At 76.1% G+C, this 21,215-nt stretch carries 17 protein-coding genes and 1 pseudogene; 10 read left to right on the top strand and 8 right to left on the bottom strand.

Annotation, left to right across the window (positions count from 1 at the left end; all coding sequences use genetic code 11):
* Nucleotides 1–100 precede the first annotated feature (100 nt).
* Complete coding sequence (locus tag ACFYUY_RS27645; RefSeq protein WP_387904570.1) at nucleotides 101–934, top strand: methyltransferase; 834 nt, start codon at nucleotides 101–103, stop codon at nucleotides 932–934.
* A gap of 771 nt (nucleotides 935–1,705) precedes the next feature.
* On the opposite strand, the pseudogene ACFYUY_RS27640 reads toward ACFYUY_RS27645, so the two are convergent.
* Nucleotides 1,706–2,443: pseudogene (locus ACFYUY_RS27640) on the bottom strand (LysR substrate-binding domain-containing protein); the annotation flags it as partial.
* On the opposite strand from ACFYUY_RS27640, the gene ACFYUY_RS27635 reads away from it, so the two are divergent.
* Together ACFYUY_RS27635 and ACFYUY_RS27630 are read left to right on the top strand one after the other, a co-directional pair.
* On the top strand, nucleotides 2,444–3,439 hold the full coding sequence (locus ACFYUY_RS27635) for an alcohol dehydrogenase catalytic domain-containing protein (RefSeq protein ID WP_387904567.1): 996 nt from the start codon (nucleotides 2,444–2,446) through the stop codon (nucleotides 3,437–3,439).
* Nucleotides 3,440–3,621: 182 nt separating this feature from the next.
* A complete protein-coding gene (locus ACFYUY_RS27630; protein ID WP_387904564.1) occupies nucleotides 3,622–5,496 on the top strand; it encodes an APC family permease in 1,875 nt (624 codons plus the stop codon).
* Nucleotides 5,497–5,551: 55 nt separating this feature from the next.
* On the opposite strand, the gene ACFYUY_RS27625 is transcribed toward ACFYUY_RS27630, so the two are convergent.
* Nucleotides 5,552–6,094, bottom strand: coding sequence for a CGNR zinc finger domain-containing protein (locus tag ACFYUY_RS27625; protein WP_360213273.1), 543 nt, complete (start codon nucleotides 6,092–6,094; stop codon nucleotides 5,552–5,554).
* A gap of 86 nt (nucleotides 6,095–6,180) precedes the next feature.
* Here ACFYUY_RS27625 and ACFYUY_RS27620 point away from each other — a divergent pair, with 86 nt between their 5' ends.
* The 4 genes from ACFYUY_RS27620 (at nucleotide 6,181) to ACFYUY_RS27605 (ending at nucleotide 11,021) form a co-directional block, all read left to right on the top strand.
* The gene (locus tag ACFYUY_RS27620) at nucleotides 6,181–7,830 is read left to right on the top strand and encodes an FAD-dependent monooxygenase (RefSeq protein WP_387904561.1); all 1,650 of its coding nucleotides are present in this window, start codon (nucleotides 6,181–6,183) and stop codon (nucleotides 7,828–7,830) included.
* 97 nt (nucleotides 7,831–7,927) lie between these two features.
* Nucleotides 7,928–8,869 carry a TIGR01777 family oxidoreductase gene (locus ACFYUY_RS27615; protein WP_387904558.1) on the top strand — a complete coding sequence of 314 codons (942 nt, stop codon included), beginning with the start codon at nucleotides 7,928–7,930 and terminating at the stop codon, nucleotides 8,867–8,869.
* A 287-nt stretch (nucleotides 8,870–9,156) separates the two neighbouring features.
* Complete coding sequence (locus ACFYUY_RS27610) at nucleotides 9,157–10,245, top strand: ABC transporter substrate-binding protein (RefSeq protein WP_387904557.1); 1,089 nt, start codon at nucleotides 9,157–9,159, stop codon at nucleotides 10,243–10,245.
* A gap of 236 nt (nucleotides 10,246–10,481) precedes the next feature.
* Nucleotides 10,482–11,021, top strand: a complete 540-nt coding sequence (locus ACFYUY_RS27605; protein WP_387904555.1) for a hypothetical protein — start codon at nucleotides 10,482–10,484, stop codon at nucleotides 11,019–11,021.
* 40 nt (nucleotides 11,022–11,061) lie between these two features.
* On the opposite strand, the gene ACFYUY_RS27600 is transcribed toward ACFYUY_RS27605, so the two are convergent.
* The 5 genes from ACFYUY_RS27600 to ACFYUY_RS27580 form a co-directional block, all read right to left on the bottom strand.
* Nucleotides 11,062–11,520: an SRPBCC family protein gene (locus ACFYUY_RS27600; protein ID WP_387904553.1), complete on the bottom strand. Its 459-nt coding sequence runs from the start codon at nucleotides 11,518–11,520 to the stop codon at nucleotides 11,062–11,064.
* 165 nt (nucleotides 11,521–11,685) lie between these two features.
* Entirely contained in the window at nucleotides 11,686–14,025 is a 2,340-nt protein-coding gene (locus tag ACFYUY_RS27595) for a condensation domain-containing protein (RefSeq protein ID WP_387904551.1), read from the bottom strand.
* A gap of 62 nt (nucleotides 14,026–14,087) precedes the next feature.
* Nucleotides 14,088–14,876: an SDR family NAD(P)-dependent oxidoreductase gene (locus tag ACFYUY_RS27590; RefSeq protein ID WP_360213259.1), complete on the bottom strand. Its 789-nt coding sequence runs from the start codon at nucleotides 14,874–14,876 to the stop codon at nucleotides 14,088–14,090.
* Nucleotides 14,877–14,908: 32 nt separating this feature from the next.
* On the bottom strand, nucleotides 14,909–15,727 hold the full coding sequence (locus ACFYUY_RS27585; RefSeq protein WP_360213257.1) for an AfsR/SARP family transcriptional regulator: 819 nt from the start codon (nucleotides 15,725–15,727) through the stop codon (nucleotides 14,909–14,911).
* A gap of 293 nt (nucleotides 15,728–16,020) precedes the next feature.
* A complete protein-coding gene (locus ACFYUY_RS27580; RefSeq protein WP_387904549.1) occupies nucleotides 16,021–17,760 on the bottom strand; it encodes a protein kinase in 1,740 nt (579 codons plus the stop codon).
* A gap of 187 nt (nucleotides 17,761–17,947) precedes the next feature.
* On the opposite strand from ACFYUY_RS27580, the gene ACFYUY_RS27575 reads away from it, so the two are divergent.
* Both ACFYUY_RS27575 and ACFYUY_RS27570 read left to right on the top strand, forming a co-directional pair.
* Nucleotides 17,948–18,559: a SigE family RNA polymerase sigma factor gene (locus tag ACFYUY_RS27575; RefSeq protein ID WP_387904546.1), complete on the top strand. Its 612-nt coding sequence runs from the start codon at nucleotides 17,948–17,950 to the stop codon at nucleotides 18,557–18,559.
* Nucleotides 18,549–19,778, top strand: a complete 1,230-nt coding sequence (locus ACFYUY_RS27570; protein WP_387904543.1) for a hypothetical protein — start codon at nucleotides 18,549–18,551, stop codon at nucleotides 19,776–19,778. The genes ACFYUY_RS27575 and ACFYUY_RS27570 overlap by 11 nt, the downstream gene beginning before the upstream one ends.
* Nucleotides 19,779–19,804: 26 nt before the next feature.
* On the opposite strand, the gene ACFYUY_RS27565 is transcribed toward ACFYUY_RS27570, so the two are convergent.
* Entirely contained in the window at nucleotides 19,805–20,353 is a 549-nt protein-coding gene (locus ACFYUY_RS27565; protein ID WP_387904541.1) for a hypothetical protein, read from the bottom strand.
* Between the two features lie 128 nt (nucleotides 20,354–20,481).
* On the opposite strand from ACFYUY_RS27565, the gene ACFYUY_RS27560 reads away from it, so the two are divergent.
* Nucleotides 20,482–21,009 (top strand): NUDIX hydrolase family protein, encoded by a 528-nt coding sequence (locus tag ACFYUY_RS27560; RefSeq protein ID WP_360219997.1) that lies wholly within the window; start codon nucleotides 20,482–20,484, stop codon nucleotides 21,007–21,009.
* Nucleotides 21,010–21,215: the final 206 nt, after the last annotated feature.

Here is a 21,215-nt window from a genome sequence, read left to right as displayed (position 1 = left end):
CCGAGAAGCGCCGACCGGTCCCTGATCCGCCGGAGTCCCGGACGCCTGCGCTCCTCGGACCCCGCCAGCCGCTTCCCCAACCCGAAAGGTCCACACCGCGATGACCCACGCTCCGACCCGGACGCTGCCGCGGCGCCGCACCCTGCCCGCCGGCCAGAGCGGTTCGCTGTGGCAGTCCCGTCCCTCGTGCGGGATCTTCGAGTTCCGTGGCATGCGTCTGCAACTGGCGGTGGAGGACCCCGCCGAGGTCCTCTTCCCCACCGATTGCGGGCTGAGCCTCATCGCCGCCCTCAACGGTGACCACGCTCCCGACCTGAACGGCGTCAACGCCCTGGACATCGGGGCCGGTTCAGGCCTCTACAGCGTCGCCCTGCTCGCAGCCGGCGCCAAGCGGGTGACCGCCCTCGACATCAACCCGGCCTCCGCGGCCCAGACCGTGGCGAACGTGCTGACCAACGGTCTCGACGCCACCCGGTTGACCTGTGTCACCTCGCCGGTGGAGGACTACGCACCGCACGGCACGTTCGACCTGGTGATCACGAATCCGCCGCACCTGCCGCACGACCCCGGCTATGCGAGGGGAGACGGCCTGGAAACCGCTCTCGTCGCGAAGGAGGGAGGCCGCGCGATGTACGACGCCGTGGTCGAGCGGATGGACACGCTCCTCGCACCGGGCGGCATCCTGCTCATGGCGCACTCCTCGCTCGCCGACATCCCCCGGACCGTCGCGCAGCTCACCGGGCGCGGCTATGAGACGCACACGCTCGAGATCTTCGAGATGGACATCCCGCTCCTGACCTACGCGGAGCACAAGGACACCATGCTGGGCCTGTTGAAGGAACGGCGGGCGGCCGGCCGGGCGGACTTCGACGGATCCCGCTTCACGGTGCACGCCCTGATGTTCCGGCGCCCCCTTGGCTCCGCCGGTCCCTGACGCGCCCGGTGGTGGGCATGGACGGGGAGGCGGGCGGGGTGGAAGAGGACGACAGCGGCAGCCCGTCCTGCACCCCGCCAGTGCAGGAGGCGGCGTGCGGTGGTGCCGGCCTGCGCCCGGCGCAGGGAGTCGGCCTGGGCCCTGCCCCGGCTCTCGGCCACGGCCTCGGCGAGGTTGGCGAACAGCACGGTGAGCCAGAGCCAGAAGCTGATCATCCAGGCGAAGACGCCGGGGTGGAGGAGGGCGGTGAGGGTGGTGAGGGCGGAGCCGGTCTCGACCACCAGCATGACGGGGTTCCTCGCCATGGTGCGCGGGTGGAACGTGCGTACCGCGGCCGGCAGGGCCTCCCGGAGCTGGCGTCCGGTGATCAGCCGGCGCCGGCCGGTCCGGGACGGGCCGGGGCGGTGGCCCGGATGCGGGGGCGTCGGCTCCGTACCCGGCCCCTTCGGGCGGCGGAACCGATCGGGCCGGGGCGCGGCCGCGTCGGTGGTGGTGTCGGGTGGCGTGAGGGCCGAGCGGCGCATCGGTGTTCGGGGACCTTCCGGAGCCGCTTCCCGGGGGAGCGGGGCGGCCGTCGACGGGGACGGGGAACGCCGTCCAGCGAAGCACCGGATCTCTCTGCGCAGAGCGCTCCTTGACGCCCGCTCGGCGGGCCGCCCGGCGTCCTTGAGACGACTCTGACGCGACCCTGACGCGAGGAGCCGGCGCCCTGCCGGCCTCCTCGCCGAGGGCGGCGCCGAGGTCTCCCTCCGGATCCGACGGCGCCACGTGTCAGACGGTCGAGACGATCGCGCGGGTGACGGCCGTGACCGCCGGGGCCGGGCGGCCGGGGAGACGGGCCACGAGGACCCGGCGGATCTCGGGTGGTGCGCCTTCGACGTGCAGCAGGATCACCCCGGGCGGGAGCATCGGCGCGAGCCGGGAGGGCACCGTCGTCACCCCGAAGCCGCCGGCGACCAGGTGGAGCTTCGTCAGCCAGTCGCGCGCGGAGTGGACGATGTGCGGCCGGCCGGGAAGCCCGGGCCAGACGCCGAGCAGCGGTTCGGCGGTCGACGGCGGGGCGGCGATCCAGGGGGCGTCGACCAGGTCGTCGACGTGCACCGCGGTGCGGCCGGCGAACTCTCCGGTGGACGGCGCCGCCACGACCAGTTCGGTGTCCGCGACGGTCTCGACGTGCAGGCGCGGCGACTCGCCGTCCGGGGGCCGGTGGGGCGGTCGGGACGTCAGCACGGCGAGGTCGATCGAACCCGCACGCAGGGCCCGGACCAGGGCGGGCGTGGTGCCCTCGGTCGTGGTGACCGTGATCTGCGGATCGGTCGCCGCGAGGCGGGCGAGCGAGGGAGGCAGGAGGGCCGCGCCCGCGCTCAGGAACAGTCCGAGGCGCACCGGTTCGGTCCGCGGGGCTGTGCCGGTGAGGTCGTGCTCGGCCGCGGTCAGGCAGTCCAGGATCGTGCGGGCGTGGCGCAGCAGGGCCAGACCCGCGGGGGTGAGCCGCACGCCGTCGTCGAGATGCTCGCCACCTGCGTGGCCCCGTACGCGGCCGAGGTCTTCAGCGGCGAGCGGAACTACCCGCTCGTGCCTCCCGTCGTGCCCGGCATCGGCGGCGTGGGGAGGGTGGTCCACGTGGGCCCGGACGCCACCCGGCTGGGTCCCGGCGATCTGGTGTGGTGCGACTGCACGGTGCGTTCGCGGGACGACGCCCTGACGCCCGACATCACGCTCCAGGGCTGGAGCGCCCGCGGCGAGGGCGGCGCGCGGCTGGCCCGGTACCTGCACGACGGATCGTTCGCCGAGCTCATGCGGGTCCCTACGGAGAACGTGTTCCGGTTGCCCGCGGCGGCGGGGGAGGACCCGGCCCGCTGGGCCGCGCTCGGCGTGCACGTCACCCCCTACGGCGGGCTGCTGGCCGGGGGACTCGCAGCCGGCGAGACGCTGCTGGTGAGCGGGGCCACCGGCAACCTTGGCAGCAGTGCGGTCGCGCTCGCGCTCGCCATGGGGGCGGGCCGTGTGGTCGCCCCGGGCCGCAACCGGGCCGCGCTCGACCTCCTCGCCTACCGGTTCGGCCCGCGCGTGTGCCCGGTCCCGCTCACGGGGGACGAGCCCGGCGACCGGGCGGCGATGTCCGCGGCGGGCGACGGCCCGATCGACATGGTGATCGACCTGCTCCCGCCGGGCGCACCCAGCTCGGTGGCGCGCACGGCGGCCATGACGGTGCGGGAGTACGGCCGCGTCGTCCTCATGGGCGGCGTCGGCATGCTCGGCGGCGCGGACCTCGCGCTTCCCTACCCGTGGATCATGCGCAACTCGATCACCGTGCGCGGTCAGTGGATGTATCCGCGGACGGCGAACGTCGGCATCGTCCGGCTCCTCGCCTCGGGCGCCCAGGACCTCGCCCCCGAACGGGTCCGGTCGTTCGGCCTCGACGCCGTCAACGAGGCCGTCGCGTACGCCGCCGCACACGGCGGCCCGTTCGACCGCACCGTCCTCGTCCCGCCGGCCCGCTGAGAGGGCCGGCCGACCTCTCCACGGACTGCGGCGGACGAGCGGCTCCCGCGGGCCGCGGCACGCCCGGTGTCGTCAAGGTGTCGTCAAAACCGCAGGTGTCGCCATCAAGGGAGCGCAGTGATCCGTCGCCGCGGCTCCGGACGGCCTCACGATCATGGGACCCCCGACCGATGGAGAGACGGATGTCCCAGAGAACCACCCCGGCCCCCGCCGCCGGAGCGCAGCCGCCGGACGCCGCCGCCGGGACGGCCGCCGCGGCCGGGGCGACAGGGGCGGCCGACCCGGGCGGTGACGACCGGCACCGGCTGAGCGTGCTCGGCGGCCTGGCGGCGCTCTCGCTGGACGCGATGGCCTCGGTGGCCTACGGCCCGGAGTCGATCGTGCTGGTGCTGGCCGCGGCCGGTGCCTACGGTCTGGGGTTCACGCTGCCGGTGACGGTGGCGATCGCGGTGCTGCTGGCGGTGCTGGTGGCGTCGTACCGACAGGTGATCGCGGCGTTCCCGGACGGCGGCGGCTCCTACGCGGTGGCCAAGGAGCACCTGGGGCGCCGGACGGCGCTGACCGCCGCGGCCTCGCTGGTGATCGACTACGTGCTGAACGTCGCGGTGTCGGTGACGGCCGGGGTGGCGGCGCTGACCTCGGCGGTGCCGGGGCTGTACGGGGACCGGGTGTGGCTGTGCCTGGGCGTGCTGGCGCTGGTGACGGCGGTGAACCTGCGCGGGATCGCGGAGTCGGCCCGCTGGTTCATGGCGCCGACGGCGGTGTTCGTGCTGTCGATCCTGACGATCATCGTGGTGGGCCTGTTCCGGGACGCGCCGGCGAGCACGGCCGCGGCGGCCGGGCACGCCTCGGTGCTGACGGAGAACGCCACGACGGTGGGTGCGCTGTTGCTGCTGAAGGCCTTCGCGGCCGGCTGTTCCGCGCTGACCGGCGTGGAGGCGGTGGCGAACGCCGTGCCGTCCTTCCGCACGCCGGGCGTGAAGCGCGCGCAGCGCACGGAGGTCGCGCTCGGCGCGCTGCTGGGGGTGATGCTGATCGGGCTGGCCGTCCTGATCGGCCGCTTCCACCTGCAGCCGGTCGAGGGCGTCACCGTCCTCGCGCAGCTGGCGGACGCCTCCCTCGGCCACGGCGCCGGTTTCTACCTGGTGCAGTTCGCGACCGTGGTCCTGCTGGGCCTGGCGGCGAACACCTCCTTCGGCGGGCTGCCGGTCCTGATGCACCTGCTGGCCCGGGACAACCACCTGCCGCACGTCTTCGCGCTGCGCGCCGACCGTCAGGTGCACCGCCACGGCGTCCTCTTCCTCGCGGCGGTCTCCGCCCTCCTGCTGGTCGGCTCCGGCGGTGACGTCAACAGCCTCGTCCCGCTGTTCGCGATCGGGGTGTTCGTCGGCTTCACGATCTGCCAGGTCGGCATGGTCCGCCACTGGGCCCTGCACCGGCCCGCCCGCTGGCGGGCGAAGGCGGCGCTGAACGGCTTCGGCGCGCTGCTCACGGGCACCGCGACCCTGGTCGTCACCGGGACGAAGTTCACCGAGGGCGCCTGGGGCATCTGCCTGGCGCTGCCCCTGCTGGTCCTGCTCTTCGAGGCGGTGCACCGCAGCTACGCGCGGATCGGCGCGCGTCTGGAACTCGGCCGCGTCCCGGGGCCGCTCACCCCGCAGCGCAGCCTGGTCGTCGTCCCGGTCACCGCGATCACCCGGCTCACCCGTGACGGCCTGTCCGCCGCCCTGTCCCTGGGCGACGAGGTGATGGCCGTCACCGTCGTCCACGATCCGGTGGAGACCGAGACCCTGCGCCGGGACTGGGAGCTGTGGCAGCCGGGCGTCCCGCTGGTGGAGATCCCGGACGAGCACCGCCGCCTGGGCCGGCCGATCGCCGACTTCGTCAACGGCCTCGCCGCCGAGCACGCCTACGACCGCCTCACCGTACTGATCCCCGAGGTCGAACCGGTCCGCCCCTGGCAGCGCGCCCTGCAGAACCGACGGGGCGCGGTCATCGACCGGGCCCTGCGCCGGCACACCGACGCGGTGGTCTGCCGGCTCCGGATGCGGATGTGAGGACCTGCCCGCCCGGCCCCCGGGACGGCGCCGCTGTCCGGGGGCGGGCGGCCCGTCAGTCGGCGGTGCGCTGTGCCCGGTGGGCGGCGACGCGGACGCGGGTGGCGCAGCGCGGGGTGCAGAACCGCTGCGGCGTGCGGCGGCCGGTGTCGATGAAGAAGCGCTCGCAGTCCGGTGCCGCGCAGCGGCCCCAGGCGCAGCGGCCGCGGTCGCCGAGCCAGAGGCCGAGGGCCAGGGCGCAGGTGGAGAGCAGCCAGTGGGTCAGGCCGGCGGAGGGCGGGGCCTGGGTGTGCAGCGACCAGGGGCGGCCGGGGAGGCGGACGAGCCGGGGCCGGGGCGGGTAGGCGTCCAGCAGGGCGTTGACGGCCTCGGCCGCCTCGTCCACGTCGTCGAGGGTGAGGACGTGGACGAGGCGGGCGGCGGCCGTGCTCAGCTCGCGGGCGTCGGCCTCGGTGAGCCGGAACGGCGGGCCGCCGTGGTGTTCCAGGAGCGCCTGGAGCTCGGCCGCGCCGGGCGCCGGGTCGGTGTGGACGGCGTTGGCGAGGTCGGCGAGGAAGTGGAGGCCGCGCGGGTTGCCGTCGTCGAGGTCCTGGGTCATCGTCCGTCCGTTCTGGTCCGATCGTCTGCCGTACACGCCCATGGTAACGTCGAAATCAATTATTAGGCGTTACGAAGGAGCGGTGCATGCGATTCCCGGCAGAGACGTCCGTCCTGGTCGTCGGTGGGGGCCCGGTCGGGCTGACCCTCTCCCTCCTGCTCTCCGGCCACGGCGTGCCGCACCTGCTCGTCGAGGCCCACCCCGGCACCTCCCACCACCCCAAGGCCCGTGGCGTGTCGGCGCGTTCGATGGAGATCCTGCGCCGCCTCGGCCTGGAGCAGGCCGTCCGCGAGGCCGGACTCCCCGCCTCGCACGTCTTCTTCTACCGCGGCCGCACCCTCGTCGACCCGGACTTCGTCCGCACCGGCCTGGTCGGCGCACCCGACGGCGGCGCGGAACGCACCCCCGCGCCGGGCCTGATCTGCCCGCAGGACGCCCTGGAAGCGCTCCTGCTGCGCCGCGCCCGCGAACTCGCCCCGGACGGCATCCGGTTCGGTACCCGACTGGTCTCCTTCGCCGAGTCGACCGAGTCCGCCGAGTCCGCCGGGGGCGCCGGGGGCGACAGGGGCGACGGGGGCACCCAGGGCGTCCACGCGCTGCTGGAGGACCGCACCACCGGCGAGCGCCACACCGTCCGCGCGGACTGGCTGGTCGGCTGCGACGGCGCGGCGAGCACCGTGCGCGCCGGTGCCGGGATCGCCCTGGAGGGGCCGACCGGCCTCGGACACTTCCTCAGCATCCGCTTCGAGGCGCCGCTCGGCGCGGTCGTCGCCGACCGGGCCAGCGCCTCGTACTTCCTCACCGAACCCGGCCGCGGAGGCTTCCTCGCCGTCGACAACGACCGGCACTGGATCTACCAGCACCCCTACGACCCCGCGCACGTGGACGTGGCCGAGCTGCGGGCGGACCACCCGCGCCTCGCCGCCCTGGTCCGGGAGGCCGCCGGGCTGCCGGACCTCGACGTCGCCGTCCGCGACACCCAGACCTGGCGCCTGGACGCCCGGCTCGCCGACGCCTACCGCCGCTCCCGGGTGCTGATCGCGGGCGACGCCGCCCACGTCACGCCCCCGACCGGCGGGCACGGCATGAACACCGGCATCGGCGACGCCGACAACCTCGCCTGGAAGCTCGCCGCCGTCGTCCACGGGCCCGCCGGCCACGCGCTGCTCGACACCTACCAGGCCGAACGCCGCCCCGTCGCCCGGCAGGTCATCGACCTCTCGCTCGCCAACTCCCGGGCCCGCACCAGCTACCGGATCGACGACGAGCTGCTGCTCACCGCGTACTACCGCTCCACCGCCGTGCTCGCCGACGACTCGGACGCCGACGCCGCGCCCGACTCCGCCGCCCCCGACCGGCCGGCGCTCGACCCGGCCGGAGAGCACCCGGAGGGCGGCGCCGGCGGCCGACTGCCGCACCGACGTCTCGCCGGGCTGCCCGGTGCCGCCGCCTCCACCCTCGACCTGGTCGGGTCCGGGTTCACCCTGCTCACCTCCGCGCCCGCTCCCGACTGGCGGCGGCAGGCCGACACGGCCGCCGCGGCCGGTCTGCCCGTCACGCTCCACCGGCTGCCCGCCGGAACCCTCGGCCTCCCCGCCGAAACCCTGGGCCTCCCCGCCGACGGCGCCGTCCTGGTCCGTCCGGACGGTCACATCGCCTGGCGGAGCCCGCATCCGCCCACCGCCGACGGTGCCCTGCGCGACGCCCTGCGGCGGATCCTCTCCGTCGAGCGGTAGGTCCCAGCTGCTCAGAGGCTTGCGCCGCACCACTTTGAACGCGTTCAAGTTCCTGCGCTACCCTCGAGTCCGGACATGAGGACACGAGGGGGAACTCATGAAGATCGTCATACCCGGCGGGAGCGGTGCCCTCGGCACCCTGCTCGACCGCACCCTGACCGCCGCCGGCCACCAGGTCGTCGTGCTCACCCGCCGGCCCCGCCGCGCCAACGAGGTCGGCTGGGACGGCCGGACACTCGGCCGCTGGACGGCCGAGGTGGACGGCAGCGACGCCGTCGTCAACCTCGCCGGGCGCAGCGTCAACTGCCGCTACACCGAGGAGAACCGGCGGGCCATGTGGGACTCCCGCATCGACTCCACCCAGATCCTCGGGGCGGCCGTCGCCGGCGCCCGGCGCCCGCCCGCCGTCTGGCTGCAGATGAGCACCGCCACCGTCTACGCCCACCGCCACGACGCCCCCAACGACGAACAGGACGGCCTGCTCGGCGGCCAGGAGCCCGACGCCCCGGCCTCCTGGCGGTACAGCGTCGACCTCGCCCGGGCCTGGGAGGACACCCAGGCCCGGGCCGACACCCCGGACACCCGCAAGGTCGCGCTGCGCACCGCGGTCGTCCTCGGCCCCGAACGCGGCGGCGCCTTCGACGCGCTCTCCTGGCTGGCCCGCCTCGGCGTCGGCGGCCCGATCGCGGGCGGCACCCAGTACGTGTCCTGGATCCACGCCCATGACTTCGCCCGCGCCGTGGAGTTCCTGATCGCCCGCGAGGACCTCACCGGCCCGGTCAACCTCGCCGCACCCGACCCGCTGCCGCAGCGCGCGTTCATGCACGCCCTGCGCACCGCCTGGGGCATGCCCGTCGCCCTGCCCGCCACCCGCTGGATGGCCGAACTGGGGGCCTTCACCCTCCGCTCCGAGAGCGAACTGCTGCTCAAGAGCCGCCGCGTCACCCCCACCCGGCTGCTCGACGCCGGCTTCGCCTTCGACCACCCGTACTGGGCCGGGGCCGCCCGCACCCTCGTCCGCCAGCTGCGCGGCCACTGACGGCGGGGGGCGGGGCCGCCCGGCGGGGTCGGCTCGTCCCCGTCCCGGTGCGGGCGGCGCTCCGGCGCCGGTGCATGCCCTCCGCCGCACGTCGAGTCCGGGGCGGCCGCGACCGTGACCGCGCACCGCGGCGGAGGGCCCTGCGCGACCCTGGCGAACCGCGACCGGGGCGACACTGGGAGACTCGACGGATGACCACGCCACCGAGCACGCCGTCATCGAACACGCCGTCATCGAGGACGCCGTCATCGCACACGTCGTCACCGAGCGCGCCGCCGGCGCCACTCGTGTCCAAGCCGGCCGGCGGGCCGTCCGTACGGATCGGCGCGCTCGCCCCGCTGACCCGGCCCGGCTGGGCCGAGGCGGGTCGCCACCTGCTCGCCGGGATCGAACTGGCCGTCCAGGAGGTGAACAGCGCAGGCGGGATCGCCGGAAGACCCCTGGAACTGCTGGTCCGGGACACCGCGGCCGATCCCGAGCGGGCCGCGGCCGCCGTCGACGAGCTGGCCGGCCTGGGCGTGGCCGCCGTGGCGGGGGAGTACCACAGCGTCGTCGCCCGCGCCGTCGCCGCCCGGGCCGACGCCCTCGGCCTGCCGTACCTCTGCTCCTCGGCGGTGCTGGACGCGCTCACCGACACGCCGACGCCGTGGGTGGCCCGCCTCTGCCCGGCGCAGTCCCACGGCTGGCGGACCTACGCGGACTTCCTGCTGGGTGCGGGCCACCGCCGGATCGCCCTGGCCGCCCAGCCCACCGTCTACTGGGCGTCCGGGGCCCGCATCCTGCGGGACCACCTCGCCCCGCGCGGCGGCACCGTCGTCGACCTGGACCCGAGCGGGCTCACGCCCGCGGAGGTGTGCGACGAACTGGTCCGCCACCGCGTGACGGCCCTCCTGCTGCTGGCCGGCCACCCGGAGCCGTCGGTGCCGCTGGTCGAGGCCGTGCGCCGCGACCCGCGGCTCACCGAGGTCGTGATCGGCGCCCCGGCGGGGCAGCCGGAGTTCACCGACTGGGCCGAGCTGCTGGGCGGCGACGGCGCGGCGGTCCCGTTCCTGCGCTACCTGCCGGAGCGGCTCGGCCCGCTCGGCACCCGCGTGGCCGCGGCGCTGCGCGAGCGGCTGGGGGCGGCGCCGTCCTTCGTCGCCTTCGAGGGGTACGACACGATTGCCGTGCTGGCCGAGGTGCTGCGCTCGCACGGCACGGCCCGGGCGCTCGTCGCGGAGGCCTGGCCGCACGTCGCGGTCGAGGGCACCCGGGGGAAGATCCGCTTCTCCCGGGAGCCAGGCGTCAGCGTCTGGCAGTGGGCCTGGCCGCCGGTGCAGGTCGTCGACCGGGACCCGGCGGCCCCGGAACGCTTCCGGATCCTGCACACCGGCTGACCGGCCGAGCGAACAGCAGGGCCGGCGGGGAGGCGTGAGGGGGCGTCACCGGACGCGAGGGCGCGCTCCCGGGGGCGCGCCCCCTTCGTCACGGGCCCGTCACAGCCGGGCCCCCGCGCTTGCCCGCCGCCGGGGCCGTTCGGGATCGTGGCGCGGGGGACGCCGCCGGAGCCGGTGGCGGGAAGAGCTCCGGGGATTCGCTCCGGGGACTCGCGAACGAGCTTCGGGGGCGCGCGATGGTGACGACGGTGCGGCTGGGCGGTATCCGCCCACGGGCGGACGTGATCGGCTGCGGCTGCCTGCTGGCGATGCTCACGGCGATCGTCCTCAGCACCACCGGTGCCGTGAGCACCGGCCCGTGCCTGCTGATCGCGGCCGGGATCGTGGCGGCCGTGGCCGTCGGCGTGCCACGGACCTCGCTGCTCCGCGCGGACGAACAGGGCCTCGCCCTGGTCCTGCTGGCCGTTCCCCGGCGCTACGCCTGGCAGGACGTCCGGGGGCTGGCCGTGGAGGTCGGCGAGGAGCCGGAGACCGGCGCCCACCGGGCCGTGGTCCGGCTGCGGCTGGCCGACCGGCCGGCGGGCCGGGGCGGGCGGCACCGCGGCCCGCTCCTCGCCGTGCTGGCGCTCACCGAGGACGACCGGACGCGCGGCATCGAGCGCCGTGAACTCGCCGAGCTGTTCGCCCTGTTCGGCGGTCGCGGCCTCCCGGTCGACCGGCCCGACCTGGCCAACGCCGTCCTCGCCGCGCACGGTCTGCCCGCGCTCCCCGCCTGAGGCCTGTCGCCCCGGAGCGGTCCGATCCGCAGGAGCGGCCCTACACCCGCCGCGAGGTCGGCCCGAGCAGCATGCTCAGCACCCGCCCGAAGACCAGCCGCCCGCCGAGGGCGACCAGCGGATCGAGGAACCTCGGCAGGATCGTGACCTCGATCTCCTCCTCCCAGACCACCTCCGAGCCGCCGCCCGGCCCGTCCAGGGCCCGGACGCGCAGTTCGGCCCAGCCGCGCACCGGACGGCCGAGCTTCTCGAGCCGGCAGAGCCCGTTCCGCCCGGGGGCGGGGGCGGTGAAGGCGGCGATCTCCATCGGGTCGTCGACGAGGAAGCCCGCGATCCTGGTCCGGGCCTGGATGACGTCGCCCGGCCGGCGGCCGGTGCCACGGACGACGGTGACCCGGGTGAACGGCACCCGATCGCCGTGTGCGCGCCAGGCGGTGACGCGCCCCCAGCAGGCGTCCGGCGGCAGTGGCGAGCGGCGGGTCAGCACGAAATGGGCCATGCCTCACCCTACGGCGCGTCCGACCGTCCCCGCGGCGGCGTGCGGCGTCGGAACACCCGGCCCGGTCTGCGGACGGGGGGACCCCCCGTCTCCTCGCTGCGGTGTCGTCCGCCCCGCGGCCGTCCGCGGATCCGCCCCTCATGGCCGGGCGCGCCCCGACGGGCCCTAGGGTGCAGCGCCGGGCGGTCGCGCGAACCCGCCGTCCAGCAGTGGCGCCAGCGCCGCCAGGTCGGCGGGGCCGGCCGGGTCGGGGAGCAGCACCACCAGCGGCGCCGAGCCGGGCGGGCCGAGCCGGGCGAGTTCGCAGGCGATGAGGCCGCTGCCCGGGGCGGCGACCAGGGCGACCGGGGCGGCGGACTCCAGCAGCGGGGCGAGCACCGGCCGGTAGGCCCGTGGCGGCGGCGGCGCCGCGGCGGCCGGGCGGAGCACACCGAGGGCCTGCGGGCCGGGCCAGCCGCGCGCGGCGGCGGGGTAGCGGGTGTGCGGGGCGTCGGGCGGGGGCAGCAGCAGGACCCAGCCGGCGTCCGGGTGCCCGGCCCGGCGCAGCACCTCCAGCCGGACGGCGGGGCCGTCCTCCCCGGGGTCGGCGTCGGGCGCCCGCACCCCCGGGCCCGCCTCGGGCCGCACCCCCGCGCCCGGGCGTGGCGTGGGGTGCCCGGCGAGCGTGGAGCGCAGCACCTCGGTGGTGCCGATGCCGCTCGGCAGGTCGGGGAAGGTGCGCAGCAACAGGGCGCTCTGACTGAGGAGTTCGGCGGCGTCCTGGTCGGCGAGCAGGGCGCGGTCGTGGGTGGTGGTGAGGACGAGCCCGCCGGCCGGGTCGTAGTGGGCGGCGAGCGTGATCGGGTAGGAGGTGAAGGTGCCGGACGGCACCGGGCTCTCCACGTGGATGCCGTGCGCGGCGAGGTCGGTCTCCAGCCGCAGGTGGTGCGGTGCGGTCGGCTGGTGCTCCAGCACGACCAGGCTGTGCGGGCGCTGTCCGCGCGGGGTGGCGCTCCAGTGGTGGGCCTGCCCGGGGGAGACCCACTCGTAGCCGGCGAGGTCGAACACCCCGTCGCGCAGGGCGGCGAGCAGCTGCGGGACGGTGGTGCTCGGGTGCACCCGGACGGAGATGGGCAGCGGGTTGCGCAGGGCGCCGGGCAGCCGGTCGACGCCGTCCAGCGGGATGCCCCGGCCGGAGACGGTCACCGCGAAGCCGACCCGCACCGCCCGGGCCGACCGGCGCGGGGTGCGGGACTGCGCGGCCCGGTAGAGCAGCAGGGCCCAGGCGGCCTGCAGGGCGCTGCTCTCGCCGGCTCCCCAGGTGGCCGCCCAGCCGCGCAGCCGGATCGCCTCGTACGGGGTGAGCCGGCGCCGGGCGCGTCCGCTGCCGCGCCGGTCGGGGTCGGGGGCGAGCGGCAGGACGGCGGTGGCGGCGGGCCGGCCGGCCCAGAACTGCCGGGCCGGCTCGGTGCCCTGGGCGCCGAGCCAGCGGGCGTGGTCGCGGACGTCGGGCCGGCGTTCACCGCCGGGCAGCACGCCGCCGGTGAGGTAGGCGCGGTAGAAGGACTGCAGCAGCAGCCGCACGCTCCAGCCGTCCAGCATGGCGTGGTGGTAGGTGAGCAGGACCCGGGTGACGGGCCCCTCGTCGTCGCCGGCGGGGCCGGCGTCGAGCAGCGTGGCGCGCAGGAGGGCGGGCCGGCGCAGGTCGAAGCCGCGGCGCCGGTCCGCTTCGAGCAGGTCGTCCCAGTCGACCGCGTCGTGCGGATGCCGGACGACGTCGGGGACGGCCCGTTCGTGCAGCACCATCCAGGGGTCGCCGGGATCGTCCCAGTCGAACGCGGCCCGCAGCACGGTCTCGTGGTCGAACACGGACTGCCAGGCGGCGGTGAAGCGCGCGGTGTCCAGCGGCCCGTGCCAGTTCCAGGAGAGCTGCTCGACGTGCCGGCCGTCGTGGTCGGACCGCCCGGCGACCTGCCGCAGCATCTCCCGCTGCAGCGCGCTGGTCGGTACGGTCACGGGCTCCGGCGGGTGCGCCAGGGCCTCCCGCAGCTCGTCCAGCAGGTCGGCGGCGCGGCCGGGCGGTCCGGCGGCGATGCCGAGGAACAGGCGTCGGGGGCCGCCGCGGCGGTCCCCGACCAGGACGGCGCGCAGCCGCGGCCCGGTGTCCAGGTCGTGCCCGAGGTCGGTGAGCAGCCGGTCGAGCCCGTCGGGCCCGTCCGGACCGTCGACCGTCCGTTCCCAGAGCAGGTCCTCGCCGGCCTCGGGGGCGACGGCCCGCAGCGCCGCGCGCAGCGCGTCGCCCTCGTAGACCCGGTTCAGCTCGACCAGCAGGTACTCCGGGAGTCGGCCTGCCCCGCGCGGCCCGGGCGGCTGCCACGCGCGGGTCGCGGTGCGGGCGAGCGCGGCGGTCACGGCCCCCGCGTCGAGCCGTCCGGGCGGCCGGCCGGCGGGCAGGCAGGGCGCGGGCGAGGCGGCGCCGGCCACCAGCAGGGTGACGGGCGCGCTGGAGAAGTGGCGGTTCGTCATCGCTGATCAGCGGGCACCGGAGCCCGGTTCCTTCCCGTGGGCCGGCGGGGTTGGCGCCGGGGCTACTGGGTGGCGAGGCCGCCGCAGACGTTCAGCGCCTGCGCGGTGATGCTGGCGGCGGTCGGGGTGGTGAGGTAGCCGGCCAGCGAGGCGACCTCCTCGGGGGTGGTGTAGCGGCCGAGCGGGATGTGCGTCTGGAAGTGCTGGTGGATGGTCTCGGGCGTGGTGTTGTAGGCGGTGGCGTACTCGTGGTGGATCCGCGTGGTGTGCGGGGTGTGCACGTAGCCGGGGCAGATGGCGTTGACGGTGGTGCCGGTCGGCGCCAGCTCCTTGGCCAGGGCCCGGGTGAAGCCGATCACGGCGTGCTTGCTGGCGGTGTACGGGGCGCCGAAGGTGACGGCCTGCTTCCCGGCGGTGGACGCGATGTTGATGATCCGGGGGTGTGCGGTGCCGGTGAGGTGGCCGTGCCTGAGGGTCTCCCGGGTGACCAGGAAGACGGCGTTGAGGTTGGTGTCGATGACGTCGTACCAGAGGTCGTCCGTGGTGGTGGCGGTCGGCCCGCCGCCGGTGCGTCCGGCGTTGTTGACCAGCACGGTGATCGGGCCGTGCTCGGCCACCGTGTGCTGGATCAGCGCGGTGACCTGGGCCGGGTCCCGGACGTCGCAGGTGGTGCCGTCGGCCTGGTGGCCCTCGCTGCGCAGGGTGGCCAGGGCCTGGGTGATGTGGTGACCGGTGCGGGCGCAGATGAACAGGCGGTGGCCGCGGTTGCCGAGTTCGCGGGCGATGGCGAGGCCGATTCCGCGGGTGCCGCCGGTGATCAGGGCGAGGGGTTTCTCGGGTGCGGTGGTCATGGCGGGTCCTGGGGGTGAGGGCGGGACGGAGCTCAGGCCGAGTACAGGTTGTAGGTGGTCGGGTGGGCCGTGGTCGGCGTGTTCAGGGTGGGGTCGAGGGTGAGGATCGCGTGCTGCAGGTGCTGCAGGTGCGGGGAGGGCTGGATGCCGAGCTCGGTGGTGAGGCGGTGGCGCAGGTGGTGGTAGGTGGTGAGGGCGCTGGTCTGCCGGCCGGCGCGGTAGAGCGCGACCATGGCCTGGGCGTGCAGGCCCTCGTGGTGCGGGTGCTGGTGGGTGAGGTGGGTGAGTTCGGGGATGAGCTCGTTGTGCCGGCCGAGCCGCAGGTCGGTGTCGATGCGCCGTTCCAGGGTGATCAGGCGGCTCTCCTCCAGGCGCATGATCTCGATGGCGAGGATCGGTCCGGGCCGCACGTCGACCAGGGCCGGGCCGTGCCAGAGCGCGAGGGCCTGCCGGAAGTGCGTGGCGGCCTGGTGGTCGTGCCCGTTGTTGAAGGCGTGCTGTCCCTGCGTGGTGAGCAGGTTGTAGGTGTGGACGTCCAGGTTGTCCGGGTGGGTGGTGAGCTGGTAGCCGCCGTGCCGGGTGGTGAGGACGTCCTTGGCGGTGATGTGCGGGGTGGCGCCGAGGCCCTGGGTGATCCGGCGGCGCAGTTGCAGGATGTACGTCTGCATGGTGGTGAGCGCCTGTCTGGGCGGGTTGTCGCCCCAGATCTCCTCGATCAGCGTGGTGGTGGGCAGGATGCGGTTCGGGTAGAGGGCGAGGAGGGCGAGGATCTGGCGTTGTTTGGCGGCGGTGGGGACGACGGAGATGCCGTTGAGGTCGGCGGTGAGGGGGCCGAGGACCTTGAGGTGCATGACGGTTCTCCTCTCGTACGCGGGCGGCTGCTCGGGTGGGCGGCGTTCGCCGCGGCGTTGGGGTGTGCGGGCCCCGGTGCGTCCCGGCACGGTCCCGGTGTCGGCCGTCGGCTGCTTGTTCGGGTGCGCGGGATGGTGGGGTGGACGCGTCGCACCTTAGTTGCGCCGGGGGGTGGGGGCCGGATTCCTCGAGCGCCCGTCGAGCACGGTTCCGGGCGCTCTGGTGGGAGCTTCCGGGCAGGCCGCCGCGGCGGGGCGGCGCCGTGCACCGGCCGCCCCGCCGCGAGGGGGTGTCACTTCTTCAGCAGCTCGCCCGAGAAGCCGCCGACGATCAGGTGCAGGCTGCCGTCCGCGTTGCGGGTGTACACCTGGTCGTGCGGGTCGGCGGCGCAGCCGCTGAGGGCGTTCATCGGGGCCGTACGGAGCACCACGCGCTCGGGCGTGGCCGAGATCAGGTCGGCCACGGCGTCGCAGTAGGGGGTGCCGGCACCGGTGTTGTTGTGGATCCGGGCGATCGGGTCGGCGGGGCGGCCCTGGGTGATGGTGATCGTGAAGTCGGGCTTCAGCGCCACCGCCGGGCTGCCGAGCTGTCCCTGCCAGGTGCCGAGGAAGCCCTCCGGGACGGAGCCGGCGGGCGTGGCGACGGACGTCGGGTCGGAGGCCGTGGTGGGTGCGGGGGCGGCGGTCGAGGGCTGCGTGGCCGCGGTGGTGGGCGCCGGTCCGGTGCCGGCCGTGCGGTCCGGGCGGGCGACCAGGAGGACGGCGGTGCCCGCCGTCGCGGCCGCCAGCACCACCGAGACCACGAGCGTGCCGCGCCCCGGCCCGCGGCGGGCGGGCCGGGAGGGCGTCGGGGCGGGCGGCGGGTACGGCAGGGCGGGTGTCGCCGGGTGGGCGCCCGGCGGCGGGCCGGGTACGGCGGTGCCCGGCGCCGGTGCCGGGATCCCGGCCGGCGGGGGCTGCGGGACGGACGGCGACGGGACCGGAGGCCCGGACGTCGGGAAGGGGCGTGGCGTGGACGTCGGGAAGGGCGTCGGCATGGACGTCGGGGCGGGCCGCGGGCCCGGCCCCTCCCACGGCTGCGCCGGGCCGAACCGCCCGGTCGGAGCCGCCGGCCGGGCCGCCGACTCCCCGTCCAGGTCGAGCAGTTCGACCGCCAGACCGGCCAGCGAGCCGGCCACCGCCGGCGGCAGCCAGTCCCGCCGGTCCAGGCGCTCCGGCGCGGCCGCGTCGCCGGCCGTCAGCCGTTCGCGCAGCTGCGCCGGGGTCGGCCGCCGGTCCGGGTCCCGGGCGAGGCAGTCGGCCAGGATCGCACGCAACCCGGCGTCCTCCAGCGGGATGTCCGGATCCTCGTGGAGCACCCGGTAGATCAGCACCGGCGCGCTGACCGCCGAGCCGAACGGCGCCGCGCCGGTGGCCGCGAAGGCGAGGACGGCGCCCAGCGAGAAGACGTCCGAGGCGGGCCCGGCCCGCAGCCCGCCGGCCTGCTCGGGGGAGAGGTAGCCGGGCGAGCCGACCAGGAAGCCGGACTGGGTCAGCACGGTCGCCGCGTCCAGGGCCCGGGCGATCCCGAAGTCGATCAGCCGGGGCCCGTCCAGGGCCAGCAGCACGTTCGACGGCTTGACGTCGCGGTGCACCAGCCCGCGCCCGTGCACGGCCGTCAGCGCCTCCGCCAGCCCCACCCCGAGCGAGCGCACCGCCGCCCCGGGCAGGGGGCCGAAGTCCCGGACCGCCGCGGCCAGCGAGGGGCCGGCCACGTACCCGGTGGCCACCCAGGGCTGCGGCCCCTCGGTGTCCGCGTCCAGCACCGGGGCCGTCCACCGGCCGCCGACCTGCCGGGCGGCCGCCACCTCGTTGCGGAACCGCCGCCGGAACTCCTGGTCGGCGGCGTACCGGGCGTGCACCGTCTTGACGGCCACCGTCCGCCCGCCCGCCGTCCGGCCCAGGTAGACCTGGCCCATCCCGCCCGCACCGAGCCGGCGCAGCAGGCGGTACTCGCCCAGCTGCCGCGGATCCCCGTCGTCCAGCTCCTCCACTCCGTCTCCCCTCGTCGCGCCCGCCCGCCCGTCCACGCCAGACCGTACCGCCGCCTCCCACGGTTCCCGTCACCCCCTGCGCACCCCCGCCCCGAAGGACCGGCCGCCACCGGGCCGTTCGCACACCGGTCGCCACGAACCCGAACGCGGTTGTCACACGAACACCCACCCACCGCGTTACCAAGACATGGATCAATCATCGAGTCCGGACGCGTCGGCCGGAGACCACTGGCCGGAGTTCCCGGACTTCGTCGCCTCCCGCGGTCGCCACCTGCTGCGGACCGCCTTCCTGCTCACCGGCGGTGACGCCCACCTCGCCGAGGACCTCGTGCAGGAGGCGCTCGGCCGGATCTTCGTGAAGTGGCGGAAGATATCCCGGCTGGAGAACCCCAGCGGCTACGCGCAGACCGTCCTGGTCAACACCTTCCTGTCCTACCGCCGCAAGCGCAGCGCCTCCGAGCGGGTCACCGACGAGTTCCCCGAGGTCGGTGTGGACGACCCGGACCCGGCGCTGCGGCTCACCCTGCTGCGCGCGCTGGCCGAACTCCCGGCCAAGGACCGCGCCGTGCTGGTGCTGAGGTTCTGGGAGGACCGCAGCGTGGAGGAGACCTCGACCGCCCTGCGCCTGACGTCGAGCGTCGTCCGCTCGCGCACCCGGCGGGCGCTGGCCCGGATGCGCGACGTGCTGGGCGACGACATCGAGGCGGCGGTGCGCCGCCCCATCGACCCGCCGGGAGCGCCCGGTGCGGGCGGACCGAACCCCTCCTCCGAGAAAGCGGTGCTGCGCCATGCCCACTGACGACGAGTTCGCGGACGTCTTCGCCCGTGCCCTGCGCGGCGCGGCCGAGCTCGCGCCCGAGCCGGTCCGGCACGCCGCCCTGGCCCCCCTCGCCGAGCAGCGCGGACGCCGGTGGCGCCGCCGCCGGCGCACCGCCCTCGCCGGCGCGCTGGCGGCCGTGGTGCTGGCCGGGGTCGGCGGCTTCGCCGTCGTCGGCCACGGGCCCTTCGCCGCGGGCCCGGCCGGTCCGCCGGAGCCGGTCCTGCCGAGGATGACGACCGAGGAGGTGCTCGGCACGATCACCGGCATGCTCCCGCACGGCGGGGTGCGGGTGATCACCTCCGGCGGCGCCGGAGACCCGGGCCAGCACCGGACGGGCGCCACGATCCTGTTCGACGACGGGGCGGGGGAGAGCATCCTCACCATCACGGCGGAGCGGACGGACCGCCCGCCCGCGGAGACCGCGAACTGCACGGACGGCTTCGTCGTGCCGCAGGACTCCTGCGACCGCGTGGTGCGGCCCGACGGCTCGGTCCTGACCATCGACAAGCTGCGGGACCGCACGGAGGCGGACAAGCGCGAGTGGCGGGCCACCTGGGCCGCGCCGGACGGCCGCCGGGTGGAGGTCACCGAGTTCAACGGGCAGCCCGCCGCGGCGAGCCGGCCGAACCCGCCGCTGTCGGCGGAGCAGCTGACGGCCCTGGTCACCGGTGAGGGCTGGGAGCGCGTCTTCGCCTCGCTCGCGCCCGCGCCCGGCGGGCCGCCGTCCGCCGCCTCCCCGGCGCCCACCGAGGCGCAGGGCCCGTCCGGCGAGGAGTTGCTCGGCCGGCTCGTCCCGCTGCTGCCGTCCGGCGCGGCGGTCTCGGGCCGGGACGCCGGGCGGGGTGTCCTGACCGCGACCGTGGCCGGCCGCACCAGCATGCTGATGGTCGCCGTCGACCCGCCGTCCCAGCGCGGCCGGGAGGACCTCCGGGGCGCGGAGCGCAGCCCGGCCACACCGCTGGAGGTCCGCGACAAGCGGCGGGACGGCACCCTGGTCGTCACCAACCGCTTCGGCAACGGCAAGGGCGCGACGGACCCGGTCCTGCACTGGACGGCCACGGTGTACTACCCGGACGGCCGTCAGGTGCGGATCTCGGAGTGGAACGGCGAGAACGGCTACACCTTCCGCCCCGGTGATCCGGCGCTCGACGTGGACGCCCTGAAGGCCATCGCCACCGACCCGGTCTGGCGCTCCTGACCACGGGCCCCCGGCACCGCCGGACCCTACGCCCACCGGGGCTTACGGGCCCGGCCGCGCCGGGGGCCCGGTCGCTCCCGGGCGCGGGCCGCCTCCCGGGCTTCGAACTCGGCCCTGGTCATGACCTCCGACGGCTCCGGCTCGCGCACGCCACGGGTCAGCGGCCAGGGCACGGCGGACGTCCAGCCGACCAGCGGCAGGGCGGCGTCGAGGCGCGGGGCGAGGTCCGCCCAGTCCAGGGCGGGCATCCGGTGCGCCAGGGCGCGAACGTGCCCCAGGAAGGCCCCGGGCAGCTCCAGGTGGTGGGTCTCGACGTAGTGCGCGAGGTCCAGCCGCCAGAGCCACTCGCCGTCGGTGAGCAGGGAGGAGGATCCGCCGGAGTGGCGGTGCGCGGCCCCGGTGATGACGTCGGACCGACCCTCCGTCACGTCGATCAGCGGGTGGCCGGCGTCCAGGTAGCCGACCAGTGCCGCTTCGTCCGGCTCGCCGGCCGCCCGGACGGCGTCGTGCACCGACCCGTTCGGAGCGCCGGCGCGCCCCTCCAGCTCGTCGTGGAAGCCGAGCAGTCCCAGCATGACGTGTCCTTTCCCTGCTGCCGGGGATCATCCTGGCAGTGGGTGCCCGCCGAACCGCCGCCGGGTCGGGTGGGCGGGGCGCCCGGCGCACCGGGGGCCGGGGATCGTACGATCGGCGAATGGCTGACATGACGGAAACCACGCCGGGCTGGCTTGCCCCCGAGGAACTCGAGACCACCCGGGCCAAGATGCCGATCCTGTACGTCGAGGCCGTGCCGGTGCGCGTCGACGACGCGGGCGAGGTCACCGAGATCGGTCTCCTGCTGCGGATCGGCCCGGACGGGACGGTCAGCCGCACCCTGGTCTCCGGCCGGGTGCTGCACCACGAGCGGATCCGGGACGCGCTGCTGCGGCACCTGGAGAAGGACCTCGGCCCGGTGGCGCTGCCCCGGATCCCGGCGTCCCTGCAGCCGTTCACCGTCGCCGAGTACTTCCCCACGCTGGGCGTCACCGAGTTCCACGACCCACGGCAGCACGCGGTGTCGCTGGCGTACGTGGTGCCGGTGTCCGGGGACTGCCGGCCGCGGCAGGACGCGCTGGACCTGGTCTGGTTCAGCCCGGAGGAGGCGTCCTCGCCGCTGGTGCTGCAGGACATGCCCGGCGGGCAGGGTGCGCTGCTGAAGCGGGCGCTGGCGCACGTCGGCCACCTGAGCTGACCGCGGGCACCGGCCCGAAGGCCCCACCCGCCGGAACCGCCGGACCGTCACACCGCCGACCGCCGACCGCCCGACCACGGCCGGGGCCCCCCCCCCCCCCCGGGGGGGGCCCCGCCCCCCCCCGGCCCCCCCCCCCCGGCCCCCCCAACCCCCCCCCCCCCCCCCCACCGGCGGGGGGCCACCCCCGGGGCGCCCCCCCACGCGCG

This window comes from Kitasatospora sp. NPDC004745 (assembly GCF_042873275.1).
Lineage (GTDB): Bacteria > Actinomycetota > Actinomycetes > Streptomycetales > Streptomycetaceae > Kitasatospora.
The sequence above is the reverse complement of the archived record's forward strand: the minus strand, read 5'-3'. Positions and strand labels throughout refer to the sequence as shown.

What these genes read in the sequence shown, in the direction of transcription:
- ACFYUY_RS27645 (WP_387904570.1), top strand. Translation starts at nt 101, where the DNA reads ATGACCCACGCTCCGACCCGGACGCTGCCGCGGCGCCGCACCCTGCCC.
- ACFYUY_RS27635 (WP_387904567.1), top strand. Translation starts at nt 2,444, where the DNA reads ATGCTCGCCACCTGCGTGGCCCCGTACGCGGCCGAGGTCTTCAGCGGC.
- ACFYUY_RS27630 (WP_387904564.1), top strand. Translation starts at nt 3,622, where the DNA reads ATGTCCCAGAGAACCACCCCGGCCCCCGCCGCCGGAGCGCAGCCGCCG.
- ACFYUY_RS27625 (WP_360213273.1), bottom strand. Translation starts at nt 6,094, where the DNA reads ATGACCCAGGACCTCGACGACGGCAACCCGCGCGGCCTCCACTTCCTC.
- ACFYUY_RS27620 (WP_387904561.1), top strand. Translation starts at nt 6,181, where the DNA reads ATGCGATTCCCGGCAGAGACGTCCGTCCTGGTCGTCGGTGGGGGCCCG.
- ACFYUY_RS27615 (WP_387904558.1), top strand. Translation starts at nt 7,928, where the DNA reads ATGAAGATCGTCATACCCGGCGGGAGCGGTGCCCTCGGCACCCTGCTC.
- ACFYUY_RS27605 (WP_387904555.1), top strand. Translation starts at nt 10,482, where the DNA reads ATGGTGACGACGGTGCGGCTGGGCGGTATCCGCCCACGGGCGGACGTG.
- ACFYUY_RS27600 (WP_387904553.1), bottom strand. Translation starts at nt 11,520, where the DNA reads ATGGCCCATTTCGTGCTGACCCGCCGCTCGCCACTGCCGCCGGACGCC.
- ACFYUY_RS27595 (WP_387904551.1), bottom strand. Translation starts at nt 14,025, where the DNA reads ATGACGAACCGCCACTTCTCCAGCGCGCCCGTCACCCTGCTGGTGGCC.
- ACFYUY_RS27590 (WP_360213259.1), bottom strand. Translation starts at nt 14,876, where the DNA reads ATGACCACCGCACCCGAGAAACCCCTCGCCCTGATCACCGGCGGCACC.
- ACFYUY_RS27585 (WP_360213257.1), bottom strand. Translation starts at nt 15,727, where the DNA reads ATGCACCTCAAGGTCCTCGGCCCCCTCACCGCCGACCTCAACGGCATC.
- ACFYUY_RS27575 (WP_387904546.1), top strand. Translation starts at nt 17,948, where the DNA reads ATGGATCAATCATCGAGTCCGGACGCGTCGGCCGGAGACCACTGGCCG.
- ACFYUY_RS27570 (WP_387904543.1), top strand. Translation starts at nt 18,549, where the DNA reads ATGCCCACTGACGACGAGTTCGCGGACGTCTTCGCCCGTGCCCTGCGC.
- ACFYUY_RS27565 (WP_387904541.1), bottom strand. Translation starts at nt 20,353, where the DNA reads ATGCTGGGACTGCTCGGCTTCCACGACGAGCTGGAGGGGCGCGCCGGC.
- ACFYUY_RS27560 (WP_360219997.1), top strand. Translation starts at nt 20,482, where the DNA reads ATGACGGAAACCACGCCGGGCTGGCTTGCCCCCGAGGAACTCGAGACC.